The sequence below is a fragment of the Streptomyces sp. NPDC018947 genome (assembly GCF_044390505.1).
GTDB lineage: Bacteria > Actinomycetota > Actinomycetes > Streptomycetales > Streptomycetaceae > Streptomyces.
Genome location: NZ_JBIRZD010000017.1, coordinates 29,833 through 44,675 on the forward strand (window position 1 = coordinate 29,833; position 14,843 = coordinate 44,675).

17 protein-coding genes are annotated in these 14,843 nt (G+C 72.9%); 4 read left to right on the top strand and 13 right to left on the bottom strand.

Annotation, left to right across the window (positions count from 1 at the left end):
* Positions 1 to 53: 53 nt before the first annotated feature.
* Positions 54 to 494 carry a DUF2267 domain-containing protein gene (locus ACH499_RS28125; RefSeq protein ID WP_356205087.1) on the bottom strand — a complete coding sequence of 147 codons (441 nt, stop codon included), beginning with the start codon at positions 492 to 494 and terminating at the stop codon, positions 54 to 56.
* Positions 495 to 620: 126 nt separating this feature from the next.
* A complete protein-coding gene (locus ACH499_RS28130) occupies positions 621 to 1,061 on the bottom strand; it encodes an Hsp20/alpha crystallin family protein (protein WP_356205089.1) in 441 nt (146 codons plus the stop codon).
* 126 nt (positions 1,062 to 1,187) lie between these two features.
* On the opposite strand from ACH499_RS28130, the gene ACH499_RS28135 reads away from it, so the two are divergent.
* A complete protein-coding gene (locus ACH499_RS28135; protein ID WP_356205091.1) occupies positions 1,188 to 1,847 on the top strand; it encodes a type III effector protein in 660 nt (219 codons plus the stop codon).
* A gap of 58 nt (positions 1,848 to 1,905) precedes the next feature.
* On the opposite strand, the gene ACH499_RS28140 is transcribed toward ACH499_RS28135, so the two are convergent.
* Positions 1,906 to 2,670, bottom strand: coding sequence for a glucose 1-dehydrogenase (locus ACH499_RS28140; protein ID WP_399019193.1), 765 nt, complete (start codon positions 2,668 to 2,670; stop codon positions 1,906 to 1,908).
* A 109-nt stretch (positions 2,671 to 2,779) separates the two neighbouring features.
* On the bottom strand, positions 2,780 to 3,424 hold the full coding sequence (locus ACH499_RS28145; protein ID WP_399019195.1) for a TetR/AcrR family transcriptional regulator: 645 nt from the start codon (positions 3,422 to 3,424) through the stop codon (positions 2,780 to 2,782).
* A gap of 249 nt (positions 3,425 to 3,673) precedes the next feature.
* Here ACH499_RS28145 and ACH499_RS28150 point away from each other — a divergent pair, with 249 nt between their 5' ends.
* The gene (locus tag ACH499_RS28150) at positions 3,674 to 6,154 is read left to right on the top strand and encodes an ATP-dependent Clp protease ATP-binding subunit (protein ID WP_399019197.1); all 2,481 of its coding nucleotides are present in this window, start codon (positions 3,674 to 3,676) and stop codon (positions 6,152 to 6,154) included.
* Positions 6,155 to 6,170: 16 nt separating this feature from the next.
* On the opposite strand, the gene ACH499_RS28155 is transcribed toward ACH499_RS28150, so the two are convergent.
* The 3 genes from ACH499_RS28155 to ACH499_RS28165 all read right to left on the bottom strand — a co-directional run bounded on the left by ACH499_RS28155 (position 6,171) and on the right by ACH499_RS28165 (position 7,549).
* Complete coding sequence (locus ACH499_RS28155) at positions 6,171 to 6,548, bottom strand: DUF488 domain-containing protein (protein WP_399019199.1); 378 nt, start codon at positions 6,546 to 6,548, stop codon at positions 6,171 to 6,173.
* Between the two features lie 39 nt (positions 6,549 to 6,587).
* The gene (locus tag ACH499_RS28160) at positions 6,588 to 7,055 is read right to left on the bottom strand and encodes a GreA/GreB family elongation factor (RefSeq protein WP_399019201.1); all 468 of its coding nucleotides are present in this window, start codon (positions 7,053 to 7,055) and stop codon (positions 6,588 to 6,590) included.
* A gap of 134 nt (positions 7,056 to 7,189) precedes the next feature.
* On the bottom strand, positions 7,190 to 7,549 hold the full coding sequence (locus tag ACH499_RS28165; protein WP_356205098.1) for a metalloregulator ArsR/SmtB family transcription factor: 360 nt from the start codon (positions 7,547 to 7,549) through the stop codon (positions 7,190 to 7,192).
* Between the two features lie 139 nt (positions 7,550 to 7,688).
* Here ACH499_RS28165 and ACH499_RS28170 point away from each other — a divergent pair, with 139 nt between their 5' ends.
* The gene (locus tag ACH499_RS28170) at positions 7,689 to 9,035 is read left to right on the top strand and encodes an MFS transporter (protein WP_399019204.1); all 1,347 of its coding nucleotides are present in this window, start codon (positions 7,689 to 7,691) and stop codon (positions 9,033 to 9,035) included.
* 29 nt (positions 9,036 to 9,064) lie between these two features.
* Here ACH499_RS28170 and ACH499_RS28175 read toward each other — a convergent pair whose 3' ends face one another.
* The 5 genes from ACH499_RS28175 to ACH499_RS28195 form a co-directional block, all read right to left on the bottom strand.
* Positions 9,065 to 9,721 (bottom strand): class I SAM-dependent methyltransferase, encoded by a 657-nt coding sequence (locus ACH499_RS28175; RefSeq protein ID WP_399019206.1) that lies wholly within the window; start codon positions 9,719 to 9,721, stop codon positions 9,065 to 9,067.
* A gap of 160 nt (positions 9,722 to 9,881) precedes the next feature.
* Complete coding sequence (locus tag ACH499_RS28180; RefSeq protein ID WP_399019208.1) at positions 9,882 to 10,790, bottom strand: ion transporter; 909 nt, start codon at positions 10,788 to 10,790, stop codon at positions 9,882 to 9,884.
* Positions 10,791 to 10,934: 144 nt separating this feature from the next.
* Positions 10,935 to 11,591, bottom strand: a complete 657-nt coding sequence (locus ACH499_RS28185) for a hypothetical protein (protein ID WP_399019210.1) — start codon at positions 11,589 to 11,591, stop codon at positions 10,935 to 10,937.
* A 25-nt stretch (positions 11,592 to 11,616) separates the two neighbouring features.
* A complete protein-coding gene (locus ACH499_RS28190) occupies positions 11,617 to 12,123 on the bottom strand; it encodes a DUF6584 family protein (RefSeq protein ID WP_399019212.1) in 507 nt (168 codons plus the stop codon).
* A 95-nt stretch (positions 12,124 to 12,218) separates the two neighbouring features.
* Positions 12,219 to 13,022, bottom strand: coding sequence for an SAM-dependent methyltransferase (locus tag ACH499_RS28195; protein WP_399019214.1), 804 nt, complete (start codon positions 13,020 to 13,022; stop codon positions 12,219 to 12,221).
* Between the two features lie 227 nt (positions 13,023 to 13,249).
* Here ACH499_RS28195 and ACH499_RS28200 point away from each other — a divergent pair, with 227 nt between their 5' ends.
* Entirely contained in the window at positions 13,250 to 13,750 is a 501-nt protein-coding gene (locus ACH499_RS28200) for a lamin tail domain-containing protein (RefSeq protein WP_356205105.1), read from the top strand.
* Between the two features lie 48 nt (positions 13,751 to 13,798).
* Here ACH499_RS28200 and ACH499_RS28205 read toward each other — a convergent pair whose 3' ends face one another.
* On the bottom strand, positions 13,799 to 14,842 hold the full coding sequence (locus ACH499_RS28205; RefSeq protein WP_356205106.1) for an SPFH domain-containing protein: 1,044 nt from the start codon (positions 14,840 to 14,842) through the stop codon (positions 13,799 to 13,801).
* Position 14,843 lies beyond the last annotated feature (1 nt).

The following is a 14,843-nucleotide window of genomic DNA, read 5'->3' on the forward strand; positions in this document are numbered from 1 at the left end:
TTTCAAGGCGCCTCCACGGGCGTCGGCCCGCCCGGCGGGCGCACCGTGGAGGGTTAGGCCGCCCGGGTCAGCTCCGCGCGGCCGAAGAGGATCGCGTACCCGGTGGGGAGCTGGGCGAGGATGCGGTCGAGCAGGCCGGGCCCGGCCAGTCGGGCGACGACGCCGAGGACGGAGCCGACGTCCCAGCGGGTGGTGGCCAGGGTGCCGCCGGTGCGCGAGGCCAGGTCCCTGACGAACGCCCAGCCGGTCGGGGAGTCGTTCCCGGGGACCTGCGCGGCGAAGATCCGCGCGGCCTCGTAGGGCAGGCGGGCGGCGAGTTCGACGCGTTCCTCGCCGGTGATGCGACGGCCCAGCGCGGCCAGGACGGCGGAGACGACTTCCTCGGCCCGCTCACGGGTGGGGTAGGCGCCGTTGTAGCGGACCTGCTCCAGCATCTGGCCGAACGACATGACCGGGGCGTCGTCGATCATCGCCGGAGCCGTCTTGGACTGCATCGGTGCGTGACACCTTTCTCGCTCATGACGGACGTTCACCGTCCGACGGGTTGGGCCGGTACCGGGGGGGCGGACCGTGAGGGGGAGTCCGGTCCGCCGCCCCGCTGCTCGCGACGAGGCGCTGCCTCAGCCGGAGATCTCCTTGCGCTCCGTGGTGCCGGTGGTGATGGAGATCTTCCGCGGCTTGGCGCGCTCGGCGATCGGGATGCGCAGGGTGAGGACACCCGCGTCGTAGTCGGCGGCGATGTGCTCGGTGTCGAGGGTGTCGGCCAGCATCACCTGGCGGGAGAAGACGCCGAGCGGGCGCTCCGACAGTTCCATCTGCACGTCGTCGGCCCTGGTGACGGGCCGGCGTTCGGCCCTGACCGTCAGCATGTTGCGCTCGACGTCGATGTCGATCGCCTCCGGGTCCACGCCGGGCAGGTCCAGGGCGATCACATAGGCGTCGCCCTCGCGGTAGGCGTCCATGGGCATGGCCGACGGGCGGGACCAGGTGCCGGACGTGCTGCCCAGAAGCTGCTGGGTCAGCCGGTCGAACTCACGGAAGGGATCAGTGCGCATCAGCATCGTGAGACACCTCCACTTCGGGCAGTTCCGCTCATGCGCTGCTTCTTGTTCTTCTTGTAGCATGTCATCGAAACGATGACAAGTTCTCCTGTCACCCTCCGGGTGACACCGTCGAGCGGAGTGAGCATGTCTCCAGACCAGCGAAGGGAGGGCTCCGGGCCCGCATCCTTCTTCGCCGCCATGGCGGCGCTCGCGTCGATCGAGGACGCCGTGCGCGGCGCCGGGAACCCTCGGCCCGGCGATCCGCCGTCCTCCGAGGTCAGCTCCGACCAGGTACTGGCCGCGCTGCTGCTCCTGCGGGAGATGCGCGACGAGCTCGCGACCTGGGAGACGGACCTGATCGAGACGGCCCGGGAGGCCGGCGCGAGCTGGGCCGACCTGGCCCGCCCGCTCGGCGTCTCCAGCCGGCAGGCCGCCGAACGCCGCTATCTGCGCCTGCGCCCGGGAGCCCCCGGCACCACCGGCGAGCAGCGTGTGCGGGCCACCCGCGACCGCCGGGCCGCCGACCGCGCCGTCGCCGCGTGGGCCCGCGAGAACGCCGCCGATCTGCGCCGGCTCGCCGGGCAGATCAGTGCCGTGGCCGCGCTCCCCTCCGACGCCCGTACGTCCCTCACCGACGCGCTCGGCAACGACGACGCGGCCGTCCTCGTCAGTCCGCTGACGGACACCCGCGACCACCTGACGGCGGACCACTCGGACCTGGCCGACCGCGTCGACACCCTGATCCGCCGCACCGACCGGCTCCGCCGCACCACGAACGACGGCGACCGGCCCCCCGCGGAGTGAGGGACCGGTCGCCGGTACTCGGGCGTCGAGCCGGGGCGTGCGGCGGCGCCGCACCGTCCTACTGGCCCATGACGTACTTGACCGTCGGACCGGTGGTCCAGCCGCCGTCCACCGCCAGCTCCGCACCGGTGACGTACGAGGCGGCGTCGGAGAGCAGGAAGACCACGGCGCCGGCGATCTCGTCGGCCTCGCCGACCCGGCCCATCGGGGTGTTGGGGTACTTGCCCGGGCCCCGCTCGATGCCCACGGCCGCGGTCATCGGGGTGTACGTCATGCCCGGGTGCACGGAGTTGACGCGGATCCCGGCCGTGCCGAGCTCCACCGCGCCGATCTTCGTGAGCCCGCGGACGCCCCACTTGGAGGCGCCGTAGCCGGCCGTCAGGGCCAGGCCCATGAGGCCCGCGGCGGAGGAGATGTTGACGATGGATCCGCCGCCGGCCTCCTTCATCGCGGGGACGGCGGTCCTCATGCCGATGAAGACGCCGGTCAGGTTGATGTCGAGGACCTTGCGGAAGTGCTCGACGGACTCGTTCTCCAGGAGCGTGCCGGTGGAGATGCCGGCGTTGTTCACCAGGCCGTGCAGCCCGCCGAACTCGGCCACGGCGTGGGCGACGGCCGCCGCCCAGTCGTCCTCGGAGGTCACGTCGTGGTGGAGGAAGCGGGCCCGGTCGCCGAGGGCCGCGGCCGTGGCCTCGCCGTCCTCGTCGAGCACGTCGGTGATCACCACGTTCGCTCCGGCCGCGACCGCCTGCCGGGCCGCCTCGGCGCCGAGGCCGCGGGCGCCGCCGGTGATGAGCACGGTCTTGCCGGTGAGGTCGTTCATGAGAGGTCCTGCCTTTCGGGCCGGTGACGGCCGTCGGGGGCCGGCAGCGGAGCCCGCTCGGGGTCGCTTCGCGGCCGGTGGGGGTGGATTCCGGGCTGTTCGGGGTCGTTCAGCCGGTCGGGGGGCCGGGGAGGTCGGGCCGCGGGGCCCGGAGCAGTGCCGTGGTGGTGGCGACCAGGTCGGCGAGGAACAGCTCCTCGCCGATCAGGGGCTCGGTGCCGTCCAGGTACTGCCGGGCACGGTCGGCCATGGCGGCGCCCACCACGGTGAGGGCCAGATCGAGGCGTTCCAGGCGCACCGGCTCGGGCAGTCCGTCGGCGGCCAGGCATGCCTCGGTCCGCTCGATCAGGCGCCAGTACGCCGTGCCGGCGAGGGTGGGGTGGGGTTCGCGGGCGCGGACGCCGCTCTCGTGGCTGAGCTGCGTGGAGATCCGCAGACACCGCCGCCCGCGGTCGGTGCGCAGTTCACCTGCCTCCGTCGCGACCAGGACGCCGATCAGCGCGTCCACCTCGTCCGGCGCGGTCTCCAGCAGCGGCGCGAGCACCCGCTCGGTGCGCCGTTGACGGTCGGCCATGACCGCGTCCAGGAGCCCGGCGCGGGAGCCGAAGTGGTACTGCACGGCCGACGGATTGCCCTGGCCCGCGAGGGCGACGACGTCCCGCAACTGCGCTCCGTGGACGCCCTGCTCGGCGAAGAGCTGCTCCGCCGCCCGGATCAGCTTCTCCCGGGTCTCGGCTCCGGATGTTCTCGCCATGCCCTCATATTAATGCTCGACATTAGAAACCGGAAGCGGCCCCCGAGGCGCTCGGTCGCCGCGGCCGGGCTCGCAGCCGGTCCGGCTCCGGGTACCCCGCACCGTGCGCGGGGCGGCCGTGACCGGTGGGTGCCGACGCTTCCCGAGGGCGTCACGGCCGCCGGGCGCGTGCCCGAGTCCACTCCGCTTGCGGGGGCGCCGGTGACGCGTTTCGGTGGGAACACCCCCTCGCCGCACCCTGGAGCTGTCATGTCGATGTCGTCCTTCGGTTTCGGCTCGCCCGACCCGTTCAGTGAACTCTTCAACCGGTTCTTCGGCATGTCGCCCACGTCCTCCCCGCCGGCGGTGCAGCGGGTGCCGATCGGGCGGCTGCTGACCGAGTCGTCGCGGGAACTCCTCAACCTGGCGGCGCGCCGTGCGCTGGAGGACGGGACGTCCGACCTCGACACCGAGCACCTGCTGTGGGCGGCCGCGCAGGTCGACCCCGCGCGGGGGCTTCTCGCGCAGGCCGGCGCGGATCCCGACGCGCTCGCCTCCCAGATCGCCGCGGTGCTGCCGCGCGAGTCGGGCGAGCCGTCCTCCGAGCCCGGTCTCACCCCGGCCGCCAAGCGCACCCTCGCCACCGCGTACGCCCGCTCGCAGGCGGCCGGCGTGTCCTACATCGGGCCGGAGCACATCCTCGGCGCGCTGCTGGACGGCGCCGACACGGGGGCCGCGCGGCTGCTGAAGGCCGAGGGCGAGGACGTGAAGAAGCTGGCCGGTCTCGCGGAGCGGGCGGCCCGCGCCGAGGGGCGGCCCGCCGAGCCGAGGCAGCCCGCGACGACGCTGGACGAGTTCGGGCGGGACCTGACCGAGGAGGCGAAGGCGGGGAAGCTCGACCCCGTCGTCGGACGCGCCGAGGAGATCGAGGAGACCGTCGAGATCCTGTCGCGGCGGTCCAAGAACAACCCCGTGCTCATCGGTGAGCCCGGCGTCGGCAAGACGGCGATCGTGGAGGGGCTGGCGCAGCGCATCGTGGCCGGCGAGGTGCCGGACACGCTGAAGGACAAGCGGGTCGTCGCCCTGGACCTGTCCGGGATGGTGGCGGGCGCGCAGTACCGGGGCCAGTTCGAGGAGCGGTTGAAGAAGGTCATCGAGGACGTGCAGCAGGCGCGCGGCGAGATCATCCTGTTCATCGACGAGTTGCACACCGTGGTGGGCGCCGGCGCCACGGGCGAGGGGTCGATGGACGCGGGCAACATGCTCAAGCCCGCCCTCGCACGAGGGGAGTTGCACGTGGTGGGCGCGACGACCATCGACGAGTACCGCAAGTACGTCGAGAAGGACGCGGCGTTGGAGCGCCGGTTCCAGCCGGTGATGGTGCCCGAGCCGACGGTCGAGGAGACGGTGCAGATCCTGGAGGGGCTGCGGGACGCGTACGAGGCCCACCACCAGGTGCGGTTCGCGGACGGCGCGCTGGCGGCCGCGGCGGAACTGTCGGACCGCTACGTCTCCGACCGGTTCCTGCCGGACAAGGCGATCGACGTGATGGACCAGGCAGGCGCGCGGGTGCGGCTGCGCAGCGCCGGACGTTCCACCGAGGTGGTCGCCCTGGAGGACCGTATCGCCGAGCTGCGTCGCGAGCAGGACCAGGCCGTGGCCGCGCAGGAATACGAGCGGGCCGCGGAGCTGAAGGGGCTCATCGCCGAGGCGGAGGGCGAGTTGGCGGGCATCGAGGAACGCCGCGAGGGCGTCGTGTCCGTCACCGCCGACGACATCGCGGACGTGATCTCCCGGCGCACCGGCATCCCGGTGTCCCAGCTCACCGCCGACGAGAAGGAGCGGCTCCTCAGGCTGGAGGAGGAGATGCACGAGCGCATCGTCGGCCAGGACGAGGCGGTCACGGCCGTCTCCCGGGCCGTGCGGCGCAACCGGGCCGGCATGGGCGACCCGAACCGTCCCGTGGGCTCCTTCCTCTTCCTCGGCCCCACCGGCGTGGGCAAGACGGAGCTGGCCAAGACCCTCGCCGAGCTGCTGTTCGGCGAGGAGGACCGCATGGTCCGGTTCGACATGAGCGAGTTCCAGGAGAAGCACACCGTCGCCCGCCTCGTCGGCGCCCCTCCCGGATACGTCGGATACGAGGAGGCGGGCCAGCTCACCGAGAAGGTCCGCCGGCAGCCGTACAGCGTCGTCCTGTTCGACGAGGTGGAGAAGGCGCACCCGGACGTCTTCAACACGCTGCTGCAGATCCTCGACGACGGCCGCCTCACCGACGGCCGGGGGCGCACCGTCGACTTCCGGCACTGTGTCGTCATCATGACGTCCAACATCGGAGCCCGTCGCATCCTCGACCACAAGGGCGACGTGTCCGAGCTCAGGGACGAGCTGATGGGGGACCTGCGGAGCAGGTTCCTGCCGGAGTTCCTCAACCGCATCGACGACATCATCGTCTTCCACGGCCTCACCGAGGACGACCTCGGCGAGATCGTCGACCACCTGCTGCGCCAGAGCGAGCGCCGGGTGCACGCGCAGGGCCTGAAGCTGGAGGTCACCGAGGCCGCCAAGAAACTGCTGATCGCCCACGGGCACCAACCGGAGTTCGGCGCCCGCCCGTTGCGCCGCACCATTCAGGCCGAGCTGGACAACCGCATCGCCGACCTGCTGCTCGGCGGGGAGGCGGACCCCGGTGACACCATCGTCGCCGACGTCCGCGACGACTCCCTCCACTGCACCGTCGACAGGCGGACCTGACCGGGGCCGGTGCGCTTCACCCCTTGTGCCTCCCGGTGCGGTCGTTCAGCCACTCGGCGAGGACGGCCGCCTCGCTGTGGTCCGCGTCCTTGGTGGCGGTCAGCAGCGTGACCTTGCCGTGGGAGGCCAGGGCGCACAACTCCCGGACGGCGTCCTCGTGCTCGGGATCGTCCAGTTCGGCCACGTAGCGGCGGCGGAACTCGGCGAAGCGTCCGGGGTCGTGGTGGTACCAGTGGCGCAGACCGGTCGAGGGCGCCACGCCCTTCAGCCACGTGTCCAGGTGGGCGCGTTCCTTGCTCACACCGCGCGGCCACAGGCGGTCCACGAGCACCCGCCTGCCGTCCTGCGACGACGGCTCCTCGTAGATCCTGCGGTAGGTGATCTGCACGGCCACGGCGGATCCTCCCGTCGGGGGCTGTCGGCCGGGGCGCGGCTACGCCCCGCCCAGGGACACGACGACGGCGCTCTCGCGTCCTTCGGGGGTGTCGTACTCGACCGTGTCCCCGGGCCGGTGGCCGGTCAGGGCGCTCCCGAGAGGGCTGTCGGCCGTGACCGGTTCCCGGTCCGGGGCCTCGGCGCGCTCGCCGACGCGCAGGGTCTCCCGCGTGCCGTCGCCGTGGCGCACGGTGACCGAACTGCCCACGCCCACCACGTCGGCCGGGGGCGGACCGGCGTCCGCGGCACCGGTGAGGCGCGTGGTGATGTCCGCGATGCGGGAGTCCGACCGCCGGAGCACGTCGGCGCGTTGCCGTTCCTCGGCCGCGTCGGCGCGGTCGCCGACCTCCGCGTCGGAGTCCGCCGGCGTCGCCGCGACCTTCTCCCGTTCCGCTCGCAGGTCGGCGCGTTCCTGTTCCAGGGCGCGTCGGGCATCGGCGGTGCGGGGCTCGGATTCGCCGGACATTCCTGGTCCTCTTGCCGGAGGCGGCGTGACACGGTCTTCGTGCCATTTTAGAGGGGTTCGCGGGCGAATTCGCCTCGAGTCACCCTGCCCCGGCGCCCCAGGTGCCCGGCACCTCCCCCGTCGCCGGCCGGGGGTCAGTCGTGCGGCGCCTGTCCGCTGACCCGGTGGTCCGCGTGACTGAGGGCTTCCATCACCAGCCGCCGCAGGTGCCCGTCGCGGAGGCTGTAGTACACGTACCTGCCCTCCCGCCGCGTGTCGACCAGCCCGGCGAGCCGGAGCTTGGCCAGGTGCTGACTGACCGCCGTGCGGGAGGCCGTGCACCGCTCGGCGAGCGAACCGACGTCCGACTCCCCGTGGGCGAGCAGCCAGAGCAGATGCAGCCGGGTCACGTCGGAGAGCAGGGCGAACACCTCGGTCGCCTCCGCGAGGCGCGCGCTGTCCGGCGGGCGCAGATGCGCACCGGGCGCAGTAGGCAGGGGTTCGCGAGCAGGCATGGACACAGCCTAAGGGCCCGAGGGCGCCGTGAGCGCCGACGGCCGCCCACTGCCCCGTCCTCGTCAGGTGCGCAGATGCGCACATGTGGCTATGGTGGTGGTCCCTGGTGCTCACACCGCCGGCCGAGGGGGTTCCCGCATGCTCGCCGTCCTGCGCGACCGCACGTACCGCCGCCTTTTCACCGCACAGGTCGTCGCCCTGAGCGGCACCGGCCTGGCGACGGTCGCGCTCGGCCTGCTGGCGTACGACCTCGCGGGGGCGGACGCCGGACAGGTGCTCGGCACCGCCCTGGCCATCAAGATGGTGGCCTACGTGGCGATCGCCCCGGCCGTCGGCGCGATCGCCGGCCGGCTGCCGCGGCGGACCCTGATGGTCGGCGCGGACCTGACGCGGGCCGGGGTCGCGGTGATGCTGCCGTTCGTGGACCAGGTGTGGCAGGTGTACGTCCTGATCTTCCTGCTCCAGTCGGCGTCGGCGGTGTTCACGCCCACCTTCCAGGCGGTCGTCCCCGACGTGCTGCCGGCCGAGCGGGACTACACCCGGGCGCTGTCGCTCTCCCGCCTCGCCTACGACCTGGAGAGCCTGTTCAGCCCGGCGCTCGCCGCCGCGCTGCTCTCCCTGGTCACGTACGACTGGCTGTTCCTGGGCACGGTGGCCGGCTTCCTGGCCTCGGCGGCGCTGGTGGTCGCGGCGGTCCTGCCCAAGCCGGCCGCCGCCGGGCCGGACAGCGGGAGCGCCCGCGCCGGGGCCACGGCGGGCAGCCGGCTCTTCTTCCGTGTCCCCCGGCTGCGCGCCCTGCTCGCCCTGGACCTCGCGGTCGCGGCGGCGGGCGCGACGGTGACCGTCAACAGCGTCGTGTACGTCCGCGATCTGCTGGGCCGCGGTGCCACCGACCTCTCGCTCGCCCTCGGTGCCTACGGCGGTGGCTCGATGGCCGCCGCCCTGGTACTGCCCCGGCTGCTGGACCGGGTCCGCGACCGCACGGTGATGCTGTGCGGCGCCCTGCTGCTCACGCCGGTCTTCGCCGGGCTCGGCGTCCTCACCTCGGCCCCCGGCGGCGACTGGCGCTGGCCCGCGCTGCTGCTGGCCTGGGCCGCCTTCGGCGCCGCCTGCTCGGCGGTGCTCACGCCGGCCGGCAGGCTGGTCCGGTCCGCCGTCCCGGCGGGCGGGCGTACGTCGGCGTTCGCGGCGCAGTTCTCGCTGTCGCACGCCTGCTGGCTGCTGACGTATCCGCTGGCGGGCTGGCTCGGCGCGGCAGCCGGGCTGCGTTCGGCGGTCGTCGTGCTCGGTCTCGTCGCGCTGGCCGCCGGGCTGCTGGCGGTCCGGCTGTGGCCGTCGCGGGAGCGGGACCGGGCGGCGCCGGTGGAGCACGAGCACGTCGACCTGGACGAGGGTCACCCCCACCTCGCGGACGCCGTACGGGTGCCCGGGGGTTGGCGGCACAGCCACCGGGATGCGGCCGACGGGCTCCACGCGCACTGCTGAGGCCCGCCCCCGGGTGCGCGGTCCGCCGGTCAGGCCACCCACGCGATCAGGGCGTAGCGTTCGTCGTCGACGGCGCGGCCCCACAGCCGGGCGTCGTGGCTGAGGTCCTCCACCCGCAGGCCGGCCACCAGGGGCCGGACGGCGGTGGCGAGTTCGTCCGCGGCGACGCCGCGGTGCCACGGCAGGGTCCCGCCGCCCGCCACGTACGGCTGCCCGCTCTGCCCGGCCTCGCGCCACCGGCCCTCGACCAGGATCAGCGTGCCGCCCGCCCGGAGCCGCCCGGTCCATTCCCGCAGCGCGGCCCCGGGATCGGGCAGGGTCCACACGAGGTGCCGGGACAGCACGACGTCGAACCGGGCGTCGCCGGTGGGCGGAGCGGCGGCGTCGCCCACCAGGAACCGGCCCGCCAGCCCGGCGGAGGCCAGCTTGGCGCGGGCCCGCCCGACCATCCGCGGCGCGAGGTCCACCCCGGTGACCCGGTGCCCCGCGCGGGCCATCAGGCGCGAGAGCGAGCCCGTCCCGCAGCCCGCGTCGAGGACGTCGGCGGCGGTGCCGGGCAGCCAGGAGGCCAGGCGCTCGGCCCACGCCTCCCGGGTGGCTTCGTCGCGCAGCCCGTGGTCCGGCTCGGCGTCGAATTCGTCGGCGGCGGCGTCCCAGTACGCCCTGATCGCGGCGGAGTTCGTCATGGGGCGGATCCTGCCACCGGGCACTGACAACGCCCCGCCCTCCGGCCCGGGCGGGGACGCGGAGGGCGGGCCGCGAGGCTCCGCCCGTCACGCGTACCGGCCCTGCGGCGAGGTGACCGGCAGGCGGCGCACGCCGGTGTCGAGCGGGTTCGGCGGGGGCTCATTCGCGTCTTCGCGCCGTGGGGACCGGGGGATCCGCGCCGTCGGCCGGGGGTGGGGCCGTCCGCGCCAGTTCGCGTTCCAGTTCGTCCAGGGCCCGGCGGGCCGCCTCGATGCGCAGGGCCAGCACGGGGCCGTCCGGCCCGTCAGGAGGCCGCCGCTCCTCGCGCGACGGGGACGCGTCCATCTCGCGGGCCTCGTCGAGGGAGGTGAGGACGACACCGATGAGGACGTTGACGAGGACGAAGGATGCCAGCAGTACGTAGGAGCCGTAGTAGAGGAGGCTCCAGCGGGAGATGTCCAGGCCCGCGTGGACGGCGTCGCCGATGCCGTCCAGGGTCATCAGCAGGAAGAGGGTGAGCACGGCACGGCCGATGGATCCGTAGTGCCCGGGGTCCTGGGCACCGAAGAAGACCCAGCCGACCATCGCGTACACGTACAGCAGCAGGGCGCCGACGAGCAGGAAGCTGAGCGTGCCGGGCAGGCTGCGGGCCACCGCCAGGAGCACGACGCGCAGTTGCGGCAGGAAGCGGGCGGTCCGCAGGACGCGGGCCAGGCGCAGCAGGCGCAGGACGGTCGTGTTCTCCCGCACGGCGGGCAGGAAGGCGCACAGGACCACGGCCAGGTCGAAGAGGTTCCAGGGGTCCTTGAAGAACCCCCCGGGGCGGTCGGCGTGCGCGCCGATCCGCAGCAGGATCTCCACGGTGAACGCCGCCAGGCAGGCGTGTTCGGCAAGACGTAACCAGTGGTGCCAGTCGGCGACGAGTCCGGAGTAGGTCTCGACGCCGAGCAGCGCGGCGTTGACGAGGATCAGGACGAAGACGGTGACCGCGAACCAGCGGGCCCGGACGATGGCGCCGCACCGCTCGGCCAGGACGGTGCGGGAGGTGGGGATCTGTCTGTGCGGCATCCTGCTGCCTTGTCTCCTTCACATGGCACGACGGTCGGCCCGGCCCCCGCGTGGGTGAGGGCGCCGGCGGGCCGATGCGGTGAACGATCATGCTCCGGAGGCTTTTCTACAGCACTGTAGATCGCGGCGCGGACCGGTATGACGTCAGGGCCGGGGTGTGCCGTCCCACCGCCAGGTGACCCGTCGGGGATGTCCCGGCAGTTCCGCCCGTCCGGTGGCCCACAACAGGGTGGGCCACGGGTCGGCGGAGTCCGGTGCGCCGGGGAACAGCCGGGCGAGCACCCGTGCGCACAGGTCGGCGGGAGGGGCCCAGGTGAGTCCGAGCCCGTCGGCCAGGTCGTGCGTGTGCACGAGGGTCTCGACGATCCCCATCGCTGCGAAGCCCTCGGGGTCCGAGGCGCCGAAGACGTGGTGGGCGCGGGTCCCCGGGGGCTTCGTGCGCACCATGGCGACCAGCATCGCGCCGCACGCCTCCAGGACCTGGAGCAGGCCGGCGGGCCCGGCCGCGCGGTCGGCGTGGACGGCGTTCGCGGGACCACCGGCCCGGCGGCTCTCCCACACGAAGGGCACCTCGCCGTCGGCGGGCGGTGTGCTCGGGCCCAGTTGGGCGGCGTAGGCGAAGAGGTCGTCGGCGAGGTGCTCGACGGTCTCCCAGCAGTCCCACTCCAGCGAACCGGCCCTGGCCTCCCACGCGGCCGGGGGCGCCTCGTGGAGAAGCGTCACCGCGAGGCGTACGGCGAGGTCGAGGTCGTCCGGGGTGACGGGGTGCCGGGTGGGGCCGTTCTCGGGTGTTCGGGGCATGGCAGGACGGTAACCCCGGGCCGGGTCACCGGAAGAGGGCGAGGAGTCCGTTCATCCGGATCGCGAGGAATGCCAGGGCGGCCACCAGGCATCCCGCCCCGGCGAGGAAGCCGCCGACGGTGCCTCCCTCGCCGCCCGTCCCCTCGCCGGACGGCACCGTGTCCCAGTCGACGTGGCGCCCGACGGCCGCGGAGCAGGCCGTGCGCACCGCCGACAGTTGCCCGGCGGCGAACGCCGTGCCGGCGAGCGACTCCGGGCCCCGCCAGGCGAGGGCCCGCATACGCCGGGGCCCCGTGCGGTATCTCGCCTCGAAGGCGGAGGTCTCGGCCGGGTCCCGGTCCTGTTCGAGGTACATCCAGCGGCCCGCCTCCGCGGGCTCCCCGTACAGGCGGTACACCTCCGCCAGGCGCCGACGCAGCGCCAGGTCGTCGGGAAAGGACGACACCAGCCCGCGCAGACGCTGACGCGCGACGGGGACCCGGCCGGCGGCCAGGTCCGCGTCGACACGGGCGAGGGTGTCTCTCAGAGGCATGACCGCATGATCGTCTCCCGTCACGACCGCTGTCGACCGCTTTCCGTCCCGCTCGACGCGCTCGCGCTCCGACGGCGGCGGCCCGCAAGGAGCCCCTACTCCTTCACCCCCACCGCGCCGACGGCGTGGCCCTGTTCGCGGGTGACGGCCTCGGACTCGGGGTCCGGGCGCCAGTCGGCCGACCTGACCAGACCCGGTTCGACCAGCCGCAGCCCCCGCAGGAAGCTCCCGATCCGCTCGGGCGCGCGCAGGTGGTACGTGTTGACGGACTGCGCGTTGTACGCCTCGACGGCCACCTTGAGCCGGTCGCTGGTGGCCGTGCCGTCGCTGAGGGCCACGTAGCTGCCCCGGGGAAGGGCGTCGACCAGCTCGGCCACGATGCGCTCGGGCCCCTCCTCGTCCGAGACCTGGCCCATGATGTTGAGCAGCATCAGCCCGACGGGCCGGTCGAAGTCCAGCGTGTGAGCCGCCTGATCGAGGATCTTGCGCGGATCGCGCACATCGGCGTCGAGGTAGGCGCACCTGCCCTCCGGCGTACTGTGCAGCAGCGCGTCGGCGTGGGCGAGGACGATGGGGTCGTTGTCCACGTAGACGACCCGGCTCTCGGGCGCGATGCGCTGGGCGACCTCGTGGGTGTTGTTGGCGGTGGGCAGCCCGGTGCCGACGTCGAGGAACTGGCGGATCCCGGCGTCGCGCGCCAGGAAACGCACCACCCGCTCCAGGAAGCGCCGTTGCACACGGGCGATGGCCGCGAACTCGGGGAAGTTCTCGAGGATCAGGTCGCCGGCCCGGCTGTCCACCAGGTAGTGGTTCTTTCCGCCGAGCAGGTAGTCCCACACACGCGCCGAGTGGGGACGATCGGTCTGCAGCCTGCTGCTCCAGTCGTCTCGGTCAGTCATGATCGCAGCATGACACATGGTGACGGTCGAGGTCCTCAACTCCCCTGCTCATGAGTGCGGTTGGCCCCCACCTGCCTTCCGCTCGTCCTCCGCCGCTGTCACGCGTGTCCGCCCGGCGCGTACCGCGGGGCAGCCCCGAGTCATCACAATTTCTTCATTTCTTCTTCATCGAATGATCACCACACGTATGCTCCTGGGGACCATTCGCACCACTGAGGGGGGACCTCATGCGCATACCCCGTACCCTGACCGCCGCCGCGGCCACCGCCGCCGTCACCGCGCTCGGCCTCGCCGGGGCCGCTCCGGTCCAGGCCGCCGAGTACTCCTCGGCCCTGAAGATCAAGGGCATCCAGTACGACGCGCCCGGCCGTGACTCCAACAAGTGCTCGGGCGGCAACACCCACAACGAGTACCTGACGATCAAGAACTACTCGCGCGGCAACGTCAATCTCAAGGGCTACGTCGTCAAGGACGCCGCGGGCAACACCTACACCTTCAGGAGCAACCACGTCCTCGAGCCCGGCGACCAGGTCAGCCTGCGCGGCGGCCGGGGTACCGACAGCGACGCCAAGAACGTCGCCTACCGGCAGAACTGCAACTTCCTGTGGAACAACGACAAGGACACCGTCTACCTGTACAAGCCGGGCGGCGCCCGCGCCGACGTCCACGCGTACACCAAGAAGGCCGACGACCGCGACGGCAACGGCTACATCACCTACCACGGCTGACCGCCGCTCGCCCCGTAGGCCCCGGCGCCGGAGCACCGGCGCCGGCTGTCAGGGCGGTGACTGGGGCGGGAGCTGATCGGGCGGGGCGGCCCCGTCGGCCTTGGCCGCGTCGGCCAGCGCCTCCGCGGCGGCTTCCGCCGCCTGCGCCGTGTCGCTCGCGGCCTGGGCGGCCATGTCGTCGTCCGTCGGCTTCTCCCGGGTGGCCGCCGACGGAGGCAGCACCTCGCCGAAGGCCCGGGACACACCCTGGAGCGCGGAGGTGATCTCGCTGGGGATGACCCAGAAGTTGTTGCCCTCACCCTGCGCGAGCTGGGGCAGTGCCTGGAGGTACTGGTAGGCGAGGAGCTTGGGGTCGGGGTCGTTGCGGTGGACCGCCTGGAACACCTCGTCGATGGCCCGGGACTGACCCTCGGCCTGGAGGATGGCCGCGGTCCGGTTGCCCTCGGCGCGCAGGACGGCGGCCTGCTTGTCGCCCTCGGCGGTGAGGATCTGCGACTGTCGCTGGCCCTCCGCGCCGAGGATCGCCGCGCGCTTGTCCCGTTCGGCGCGCATCTGCTTCTGCATCGCGTCCTTGATGGACTGCGGGGGGTCGATGGCCTTGATCTCCACCCGGTTCACGCGCAGCCCCCACTTGCCGGTGGCCTCGTCCAGTACGCCGCGGAGCTGGCTGTTGATGGTGTCCCGGGACGTGAGCGTCTTCTCCAGGTCCATCGAGCCCACCACGTTGCGCAACGTGGTGACGGTGAGCTGTTCGACGGCCTGGAGGAAGCTGGCGATCTCGTAGAAGGCCGCTCGCGGATCGGTGACCTGGAAGTACAGGACCGTGTCGATCTCGACGACGAGGTTGTCCTCGGTGATGACCGGCTGCGGCTTGAAGGAGACGACCTGTTCCCGCAGGTCGATCAGCGGACGCACCCGGTCGATGAAGGGGATGACCAGGCTGAGCCCGGGGGTCAGCGTGCGGTGGTAGCGGCCGAGCCGCTCGACGTTGCGAGCGCGCGCCTGGGGCACGATGCGCACCGCCCGCATCACGGTGAAGATCGCGATGAGCGCGACGATCACGCCGGCGATGATGGACGCGGACATTTCCATG